9 protein-coding genes and 1 pseudogene are annotated in these 9,658 nt (G+C 43.2%); 4 read left to right on the top strand and 6 right to left on the bottom strand.

Annotated elements, in window-relative coordinates; all coding sequences use genetic code 11:
* The 3 genes from RJ41_RS14070 to RJ41_RS14060 form a co-directional block, all read right to left on the bottom strand.
* Positions 1 to 754, bottom strand: a 754-nt coding sequence (locus tag RJ41_RS14070; protein WP_039222062.1) for an SIR2 family protein, incomplete at its 3' end; no start/stop codon positions are given.
* Between the two features lie 184 nt (positions 755 to 938).
* Complete coding sequence (locus tag RJ41_RS14065) at positions 939 to 1,505, bottom strand: recombinase family protein (RefSeq protein WP_039222059.1); 567 nt, start codon at positions 1,503 to 1,505, stop codon at positions 939 to 941.
* 164 nt (positions 1,506 to 1,669) lie between these two features.
* A complete protein-coding gene (locus RJ41_RS14060; RefSeq protein ID WP_039222056.1) occupies positions 1,670 to 2,770 on the bottom strand; it encodes a tyrosine-type recombinase/integrase in 1,101 nt (366 codons plus the stop codon).
* A 707-nt stretch (positions 2,771 to 3,477) separates the two neighbouring features.
* On the opposite strand from RJ41_RS14060, the gene RJ41_RS19405 reads away from it, so the two are divergent.
* Positions 3,478 to 3,978 (top strand): helix-turn-helix domain-containing protein, encoded by a 501-nt coding sequence (locus tag RJ41_RS19405; RefSeq protein WP_232380349.1) that lies wholly within the window; start codon positions 3,478 to 3,480, stop codon positions 3,976 to 3,978.
* A 41-nt stretch (positions 3,979 to 4,019) separates the two neighbouring features.
* On the opposite strand, the gene RJ41_RS14045 is transcribed toward RJ41_RS19405, so the two are convergent.
* Together RJ41_RS14045 and RJ41_RS14040 are read right to left on the bottom strand one after the other, a co-directional pair.
* The gene (locus RJ41_RS14045) at positions 4,020 to 4,826 is read right to left on the bottom strand and encodes a DUF3307 domain-containing protein (protein WP_014976375.1); all 807 of its coding nucleotides are present in this window, start codon (positions 4,824 to 4,826) and stop codon (positions 4,020 to 4,022) included.
* Positions 4,827 to 4,876: 50 nt separating this feature from the next.
* Positions 4,877 to 5,623: a hypothetical protein gene (locus tag RJ41_RS14040; RefSeq protein ID WP_039222048.1), complete on the bottom strand. Its 747-nt coding sequence runs from the start codon at positions 5,621 to 5,623 to the stop codon at positions 4,877 to 4,879.
* A 173-nt stretch (positions 5,624 to 5,796) separates the two neighbouring features.
* Between RJ41_RS14040 and RJ41_RS19400 the strand changes: the two genes are divergently transcribed.
* The gene (locus tag RJ41_RS19400; RefSeq protein WP_240485800.1) at positions 5,797 to 5,985 is read left to right on the top strand and encodes a hypothetical protein; all 189 of its coding nucleotides are present in this window, start codon (positions 5,797 to 5,799) and stop codon (positions 5,983 to 5,985) included.
* Positions 5,986 to 6,246: 261 nt separating this feature from the next.
* A pseudogene (locus RJ41_RS19395) lies at positions 6,247 to 6,453 on the top strand (hypothetical protein); the annotation flags it as partial.
* 139 nt (positions 6,454 to 6,592) lie between these two features.
* On the opposite strand, the gene RJ41_RS14030 reads toward RJ41_RS19395, so the two are convergent.
* Positions 6,593 to 7,057, bottom strand: coding sequence for an EVE domain-containing protein (locus tag RJ41_RS14030; protein ID WP_039222068.1), 465 nt, complete (start codon positions 7,055 to 7,057; stop codon positions 6,593 to 6,595).
* Positions 7,058 to 7,285: 228 nt separating this feature from the next.
* Between RJ41_RS14030 and RJ41_RS14025 the strand changes: the two genes are divergently transcribed.
* Complete coding sequence (locus tag RJ41_RS14025; protein ID WP_084081892.1) at positions 7,286 to 9,628, top strand: YgiQ family radical SAM protein; 2,343 nt, start codon at positions 7,286 to 7,288, stop codon at positions 9,626 to 9,628.
* Positions 9,629 to 9,658: the final 30 nt, after the last annotated feature.

The raw sequence follows: 9,658 nt of genomic DNA, 5'->3' as shown, positions 1-9,658 counted from the left end.
AATGGGCCGGAACATGCAATCTCTCAACGAGATCACTGATATCCTTATCTCCCATTTCGATATCGTTGCCAAACTCTTGCGTTAGATAAGTGACAAACAATGAACTAAGTAGTTTACTCCAGTCCGGCATCCCAGCACTGCTAGATACACCTGCTCCCAGAAACAAAGAAAACTGGCCTTTCTTGTAACAAGCTTTTAGATTTTTGATTATATCTTCACGATTAATTTTCCAGTCGTTACTAGGTTTTGATATAGCTGAAGATAATCTAAGTGCGAAAAGGTTTTTGACAATATTGTTAACAGCCTTTCTGTTTGCATAGGCAATTTTATTGAGCTCTGCTGGCCCCCAAAGAGTGACTTTAAAGGGTAAATTGAGCGTATTAATCTCTTCTTCGGCTCGAATTTTGAATTTTTCTGGTATTGGTTTTGCTGATATAAAAAGTGCATGCTCAAACTTACTATCAGCATATTCATTCAACAAACCATATATCGATTTTTCTATAAAGTACCTTGCAGGGAGTCTTGAGAGATTAAACTTTACCTCTATGAGGGTAGCCCCATCAAATTCGTCAAAACCATTGGGGGCAAATGCATCGCCATATTTTGATACTTCACTCTCAATCGAAAGTCTTTTGTTTTGCGCCTTTATATGGTGTTTTAATAGGTGCTGAACAAAAGCTTCAAATGCGTAGTAACTCCTTGGACCGCCTTGCCCACGCAGCTCAATATCAGAAATAATGTCATCAATAATCATTTACTCTGCATCCTTTTACGAGACTCACCAATCCTATCTTTGAATATAAACTAGACGTGAGTTAGCAACTTTCCGTATTTTTCCCTTGTTTATGAATATGACATTTACTTAAGTTATCTGCAAAGGTTTATCCATAGGATGGTTAAAAAAAGAGTCGGCCACAGGTAATACAATTGTAACTGGGTTATTTATTCCAATGCCTTTTTACAGTAGCTATACCTAGCCCCAAAACTTCAGCGGTTTTCGATTGAGAAAGCCCTTCAGCTTTTTTCGCCTGAACAGAAAGCGTTGTTGTCTTAGCCACTGGTCGACCCAGCTTCCTTCCCTCTGCTTTAGCTCGCTCAAGTCCTTCTCTAGTCCTCTCTCTAATCCTGTTGCGCTCAAATTCAGCAAATGCAGAGAACATTTGAAGCATAAGCTTACCTTCTGCACTAGAAAGATCAGCCACTGGCAAATCTAGGCACACCACCTTGATTCCTTTATCAGTGAGTAAGTTAATTGTACTTTGCACATCAATGTTGTCTCGACCTAAACGGTCTAATTTCAAAACCACCAGCATATCGCCCTTTTCCATCTTGTGGTTGATGAGCATCTTGAACTTTTCTCTCTTCATGGCTTCGACCGAGCCCGAAACCGTTTCGCTGACTATCCGTGAATCGAAGACTTCATATCCTTTTTGACGGATGGCTATTACTTGGTTTTCTGTCGTTTGCTCTGTGGTAGAAACTCGACAATAAGCAAATATACGCATTATTCAGTAAACTTCCTTTTTAGTATCACTTATTGGGGTATCATATAATATTGGCATCATTATTTGAAGACCCTATTTTCATGATACCAATCAAGACATAAAAAAGCTGGTATCAACATACGAATGTTTATTGATACCAGCTAAGACTGAGTTACTTAGGAGGTTTATAGATTTCCTTCTTTTTGCTGGAATTGCAGGAAAAGCTTAATTTGTTGCTCCATCTTGGGGGAAACATTTTCTGCTGGCTTAGAAAGCTTCCGAAGCAGTTCAGCTTGTTTATAGTCAGGAACATCTCCATAGCTATAAAAACTTGTTAGTACACTCTCATGCCCTAGATTCTGACTCCACGCCTTAAACTCTTCTGGTGTCTGACATAGCTTTTCGCCTAATCGCACCAAAGTATTTCGAAAACTGTGTGGATTGAAATAGGGTAACCCAGCTAGGGCGAATGCTTGCGCAAATATTTTACGAATCGGATTAGCATTGCTCCAATGCTCTTCAAGTAACCCTACCGCTTCAAATTGCTGATTAGCATCATGAGCCAGCTTTGTTTTTGGAAACAATGGCGAATTCTGTTTGTATCCTAATTCAGTCACTAGGTAATCAATCCAATCAGCTAGTATTTTATGTGGCAACTCTCCTACTGGGAAAAAGTAAGTAGTAAATGTTTTACTAAATTTAGTATTTACGTCTCTAGCATCTTGATAAAAACTATTGTCAGCAAGGTCAATATGCTTAATTTTTGCAGAAGCAACTGCGCCGTCTCGCGCACCAGTCAGAATAACAAATGCTATTAGAGCTCTGTCTCGCATTTCAATTGAAGTCGAACACGGCATTCCTTCTAGGGTTTTAGCGATTTGTTCAATTGTCGCCACACTCCTTTTACGCTTCGCATTTCCAATCCTTGTGTCTTTTTCCGATAGATTGAAATATTCGATGTCACTATAGTTAACTTTTGCGCGATATCCTTTTTGAGTAGCTAAGTATTGAAAGAACGCTTTTAGGTGACGGGTCGCCGTAAGCACAGTTGCCTTACTTAGTTTTTCACCAGTTGCTAGAGACTTTTTGCTAAGAAGATTCTTTTTAAAAGCAATCGCATGCTTTGCTCTAAATTTTCTAAAGTCTATATACCCTGTGAAATCTTCAAAGCGATTTATAGATTTAAGAGCACCATCAACCGTCGAGTCATCCAAGCGCTTAGCTTCCTTCAAAAATTTTGTATATTCGTAGATAATTCGGGCATTATTTGTACTATTGTTTTTCATCACTAGAAACCTCGCTGAAAGGACAATTTAAGAGCTTTTGTCCTCTTAGGACTAAGATGTTCAATGCCTGCTCGGGCTTGGTTTAACGCGGCTGTTTGCGATGTTTGTTGAGCGTGTGATACGCCCGGTTGTAGTATGACCAGAGGCGATATCAAAAGTGACTGTGCAATTACTGTTATGGTAGTTTTAAACATTTTTGCTGTGCGCTTTAAGTGAAGAATCAATGACGACAGAATATGAAATGGTGCGCCTTAGTTATTGCACATTAATGCTAATTATTTGTAGGTTATTGCTAAAGGAAACATAAAGCTTGAAGTCACGTTTAGCCTTTTTTGATCATGCGACACATTAACCTTCATCGTGCAAAGACGTACTAGATATTGCGTTTTCAAACGACGGTCTCGATTGGAAAGGCATCATTTTAGAGAAAGGAAAGTCGCCTCACTTTTACCCTCAAAATGTGTATACCCCTTATTTCTATTTCGCACTCGCCCTTGAAAGCGACCTGAATTGGAACATAGAAGCGAATGGAAGTATGGTTTCTTTAAAAACCAGTCCGGGAAACATTTGGATAAACCCATCTAAAACGCCGTTTACACACGACATATCCGAGCCTTGTTATTTTAGCGGTTGAAGAGCGTGTATTTTTAGACGCATGTCCGTTTAAGGTAGAACAAGAACAGCTGCAGTTTCTGAACAACTATAACGTGGAAGACGAGACCATAAAGGGGCTAATTGAGCTTCTGTTATTAGAGACACAAGCAAAGGGTCGTAATGGGAAAGCCTATGTAAGTAGCTTATTGTCTGCACTTTCTGCTCATTATATCCAAAATTATTCAAATTACCGCGACCTTCAAGATGCCTCAGCAAAGAGTGTCAAAATAGGCAAGTCACAGATAGATAAGATTGAGCAATATATTAAAGAAAATATCGGCAGTACCATTAGCGTAGATGCGCTGGCCGAACTCGTTTTTTGCAGCAAGTTCCACTTTTTAAGAGAGTTTAAAAAGAGTGTTGGGGAAACACCGTACCAATTTATTACCCAATACCGTGTTGAGCAAAGTAAAAAATACTTACTCGCGAATACTCATTCCATGAGCGACATCGCGTTATTACTGGGATTCAATGACCAATCTCACTTCAGTCGTGTTTTCAAAAATCACGAAGGCATTACCCCAAGCCAATTCATTAAACAATACAGCACGTAGAATAAACTATTTTGGACACTACCTACTCAATAAAGCCCTTGCTAAGACTTTATGGGTAATTGCCCTAATGCCGCTGCGCATGCCAAACCAATGGCAAACGTCATCGCCACACTGGTGAAGGTGCCCAAAAGTACATATTCAGTTAGCTTTCTGTCTTGGTGTTTAGTGAGGTCGCCGAAGCGAAATATAGATTTAGCCGCAATAAGAAAACCTATGGCAGAAAACTGATTTAACAATACAAAGGTAAGCATGAGTACGCGCTCTAAATAGCCAATTCGTTGACCTGCCAGTGATAAAGTTTGCTGTGCCTCTGTACTTATTGTGGGCGGATCGTTGGGGTGAGAAGACGGCATTTTATTAGCTAATACTTCATCGCTCCAAGGCGACAGCAGCTGTTTAATAATAACTGAACTGGGCTTAAGTACCGCCAAATAGGCTAAGACCACTAGTAGATGCGATGTACCCACCTGCTGAAGTAGTCCTACTGCCTCGCGCCATTGATTGGTGGCATACAAAAATACGCCTAAGATCACGACAATGTGCGCTATTTGATCGACAACAAAAGACGTAGTGTTTTGCTTACAGTACGATTTAATCACGTCAATTTTGAAGTGAGAAACGGCGACTACAATTGCCCCAATACCTATACTTGCGATACTTATCGTTGATGAAAACAAGAACATTGCAGCTGCCGCGAGTATACCGTGTATGATTGCGTGTAGGTATAAGGGCAAAGCCAGTGCGTGTCGTTCGTTTCTTTGCTGTACCCAGGTAAACGGTTGAAAATAAAAGTCTGCTAATAGATGCGCTAACACAAGTGCCACCAGCAGTTGAGGTTCAGCAAGCATGTGACTCTCCTGTTGCAAGCATTATGTTTTTTGTATAACCCGTCATCACATTAGTCTTCCTTGGTCAATTGTTCCGTTTTTAATGAGGTTCCACCTTGAACCCATAAAATGAGCGCTCTCTCCATATAGTCGAGATATTCTGCTATCAGTTTATAGTTACTGGCATTGAGAATTCGACTTACGTTACTGCGATTTTTATCTAGTATGGCCGCTACACTTTCATGGCTCTTATCCGTGGCTTCAAGATACGCGAGTAAGGTTTGCGACTGGGTTTGTGTCAGTCCACTGATATGCGCGTCGGCAAAACGTGTTAAGAGCTGCGTTTTGTCGTCGAGTGTTTGTTCACCGCTACAAAAAGTAAGATGGTGCGGCTTTATGTTATCTAACCCTCGTCCTGACAACACAAACGCGTCTCCAGTGCCAGTTTTTACTTCTGAAGGGCGAAATTGCGCTTCTCCCACAGCAACACTCATTCGCACATCTACACTTAAAGCGTGCGCCTTTAGTGCTAGCCGCAATCCAACTGCGGCTGCAATGCTATGCTGTGGTTGTGCGACAACTAGCTGGAATGCGTCTCCTCGATAAATATCAAAGTCTCCACCGTAGTACTCGGCGTAGTATGTTAAACGCTCTCTCAGCGTAGCAATTATCTCTCTGAATTCAGCATCAGAATAAGACTGAGAGTTGGAGACGTCACCGGTAATCACACCAGCGCGCTTTTTTGCATTGCTTGTTAAAGCACTCTTTTTTGTCATTTCACTATGCGCCGCATTGTCTTTTCTACTTTCAATAGACACTTTTTTCCGTTTAGGGGTCCACTATGACACGCTACCATCTCAAATTCAAAAACAATCACACAGCAAAATGTGATTGTTATTAATCACAAATTCACATGTGACTAAATTGCGTAGCGGAAAGCAAAAACTCTGGGGGACAAATATGAAATCATTACCCAAATGAAATGTACGGCGTGCAGTTAACTAAACATGGCGATCTCGACGCGCTTACATTTAACGAAAACATACCTTTGCCTACACTCAGCGACAACGATGTACTTATTGAAGTACGCGCTGAAATTTGTCAGGCACAACAAGACTTTGAGAAGAAAAAGCATATTGGCAAGATGGTACTGACAGTTGGAGAAAACAAATCCAAATAAGATACATTCAATTTCGCCAACGTTATTTACATAGTAAGTGTCTTGGAGCCGGACTGCTCTAAACAAAAGTGTGAGGTAAACTCTAAGAGTTTGACGTTTATATGGATTAAAGTTTAGCGCAGTTTCTCCCAGACGCTTTAGCTTGATAAAGGGCTCTGTCTGCCTGCTGAACCAGCGATAAAGCACTCTCTTTGCTTCGCGAAGCAGCATCATGGCGTGATGGATTCAGCTCCATAGACGCCATACCGATACTTACCGTAAGTTTTAGCTTTCCTAGCGGGGCTTGCTAAAAAATACACCTACGGTCTTATTTTTATTCTTCACAGTGGGTCTACCCTTTCTTCCTTCCCGCAGTACCTAGATGCCTTTAATCACCTGCTGTTTTTTGCCGCATGGCCTATGTGGGGTGCGTGCTTTGCACTTTTTCTGTTGCGCGATGCTGACACCAAGTTCGCATTTGGCAAGTAGCGGCCCTTCGTTGGGTAAATACGCGAGTTACAACCGCTAGATACACTGTATACAAAAAAGTTAGACCGCATAGATAGCACTTGTATTTATCTTGAGCGAGCTAACAAGGCATGACTGCTACGCTTTCTTAGCATTTAACTTATTGTGTGGCAGCAGCATAAAGTTGCTGCCATTCAGCCTCTTCTACAGGCATGATCGAAAGCCTTCCGCCTTTTTTCACTAAAGGTAGTTCAGTAATACCGTCCATCGTTTTAATCACTGAAAGCGGCAGAACGCTTGAAAATTTCTCTACAAATTTCACGTCAACGCGATACCATCGGGGGTTATCCTGGCTTGATTTAGGGTCGTAGTATTTTGATTCAGGGTTAAACTGCGTGGTGTCCGGGTAGCCGTCTCTTACCACTTCGGCAACGCCCGCGATGCCGACCAGCTTGCAGCTTGAATGATAGATAAATACTTTATCACCCAATTTAACGCCGTCTCGTAAAAAGTTACGTGCTTGGTAATTTCTTACCCCGTCCCACGGTTCAGTTTGATCAGGTCGGCTTGCCAAGTCATCGATAGAAAATGCATCAGGTTCTGTTTTAAATAGCCAATACGCCATGGTTTTATTCATTCTCTTAAAGTTTGCACACTTACTAAAGCGCATATAAATAAAGATACGCTGCACGTGCGCTATTATCTTTTGAACTAACACCAGTATACAAAGCGCTTTTATTTAATGACAGTGCTATACCTTAGCTTGGCCAACACTGCTATAATTGCGCACTAATTCTGAGCTTTTGCGTAATTTAAGCTCAGTAACTCTCTGATTTATCTAGATGTGATTACTATGCAAGCCACCATTAAGGCCGATCGCGGTCTGTTTTCTTACCCTAAATATTGGCCACACTGCCTGGGTACTGCACCTTTTCTCCCCATGTCGAAGGAAGAAATGGACGCCCTTGGCTGGGACAGCTGTGACGTTATTTTGGTAACGGGCGATGCATATGTAGATCACCCTAGTTTTGGTATGGCGGTGATTGGCCGAGTACTTGAAGCACATGGTTTTCGCGTGGGTATTATTTCTCAGCCAGACTGGACCAGCAAAGACGACTTCATGAAGTTGGGTAAACCTAACCTGTATTTCGGCGTAACAGCCGGCAATATGGACTCTATGATAAACCGCTACACGTCTGACAAAAAGCTTCGTCACGACGACGCTTACACGCCAGGCAATATAGGTGGCAAGCGTCCTGACCGCGCGGTAACCGTTTATTCACAGCGCTGCCGTGAAGCGTTTAAAGGTGTACCTGTGATTGTGGGTGGCATCGAAGCCAGCCTTCGTCGCATTGCGCACTACGACTATTGGAGTGAGAAAGTACGCCGCTCTGTACTGTTCGACTCTAAAGCGGATATGCTCTTTTTCGGTAACGCCGAACGTCCTCTTGTTGAAGTCACTCATCGCTTAGCGGCAGGTGAAGATATTGCTGATTTGCGAGACATTCGCGGTACGGCAATTATCGTAAAAGAAGCCTTACCTGAGTGGCAAGGTGTTGACTCGACCTCTCTTGACAGGCCGGGCAAGATAGACGCCATTCCAAGCCCTTATCAGATGGAGCCTGAGTGCGATTCGCAGGATAAAGACACCAAAAGCAGCGAGGCGCCAGAAGCTGCGCCTGTCGTTATTCAGCCTGCGCAAAAAGAGAAAGAAAAGCGTAAGCCTTGGGAAAACGTGTACGTTAAGCTACCTGCGTACGAAACGGTGAAAGACAACAAGGTGTTGTACGCACATACGTCGCGTATTTTGCACCAAGAAACCAATCCTGGCTGTGCTCGCGCGCTGATGCAGCGCCACGGCGACAGACACATTTGGATTAATCCACCGGCCATGCCGCTAGAAACAGAAGAGATGGACGCGGTATTTGACTTACCGTATCAGCGTGTGCCTCACCCTGTCTATGGCGATGCCAAAATCCCTGCTTACGAAATGATCCGCTTCAGTATTAATATTATGCGCGGGTGCTACGGCGGCTGTACCTTCTGCTCTATTACCGAGCACGAAGGCCGTATTATTCAAAGCCGTTCTGAAGACTCTATTATTCGAGAAATTGAGCAAATACGCGATACTGTACCGGGCTTCACTGGTGTTATTTCAGACTTAGGCGGCCCGACGGCGAACATGTATCGCCTACGTTGTAAGAGCCCGAAAGCGGAAGCTACATGTCGTCGCCCCTCTTGTGTATACCCTAGCATTTGTGCGCACATGGATACGGACCATAAGCCAACTATCGACTTATACCGCCGTGCACGTGAGTTGCCTGGAATTAAAAAGATATTGATTGCTTCAGGCGTACGTTACGACCTAGCGGTAGAAGATCCAGAGTACGTGAAAGAACTGGCCCTTCACCACGTAGGCGGCTACTTAAAGATCGCTCCAGAGCACACCGAAGATGGCCCGCTTTCAAAAATGATGAAACCTGGCATGGGCAGCTACTACCGCTTCAAAGAGCTATTTGATAAGTACTCACAAGAAGCAGGTAAAAAGCAGTATCTAATTCCTTACTTTATTGCATCGCACCCGGGTACCACCGACGAAGACATGCTAAGCCTTGCGATTTGGCTTAAAGAAAACAAATTTAAGCTTGATCAGGTACAAAACTTCTATCCGTCGCCAATGGCAACGGCTACCACCATGTACCATACCGAGGTAAATTCCCTTCGCAAAGTCACTAAAGACAGTGAAGAAGTGCCTTCTGCAAAAGGTGAGATCCACCGTCGATTACACAAGGCGATGCTGCGTTATCACGACCCGAAAAACTTTGCACAAATTCGTGAAGCGCTTAAACGTATGGGGCGCGAAGATTTGATAGGCCGTGGTCCTCAGCACCTTGTTCCGCCAGAAACGGCAAATGAAAAACGCCAAAAAGCGCAAAAAGGCCGTCGCGGTGAACGCGCACTAACCAAACATACTGGCCTTCCTCCTACCTTTCAGGGCAAGAACAGCAAAGGCGGTAGCGGCGCAAATAAGAGCAGACGTAATTCCAACGCTAACAAGCAAGGTCGTGGAAACACAGTAGAAAAGCGTAACGAAGCAGGCGGGAATAAGAACAGAGGCAGCGCTTCAAAAGGAAATAATAGCGGCGGCAACAGTCGCGGCCGCACGCAAAAGCAGCCAAGCATGCACAAACGATAGCAGCACAAATGATAGAAAAAAAACGCCCAG

Origin of the sequence: Alteromonas marina (assembly GCF_000808575.1) — a bacterium.
Taxonomy (GTDB): domain Bacteria; phylum Pseudomonadota; class Gammaproteobacteria; order Enterobacterales; family Alteromonadaceae; genus Alteromonas; species Alteromonas marina_A.
This window is presented reverse-complemented; position numbering and strand designations above follow the sequence as displayed.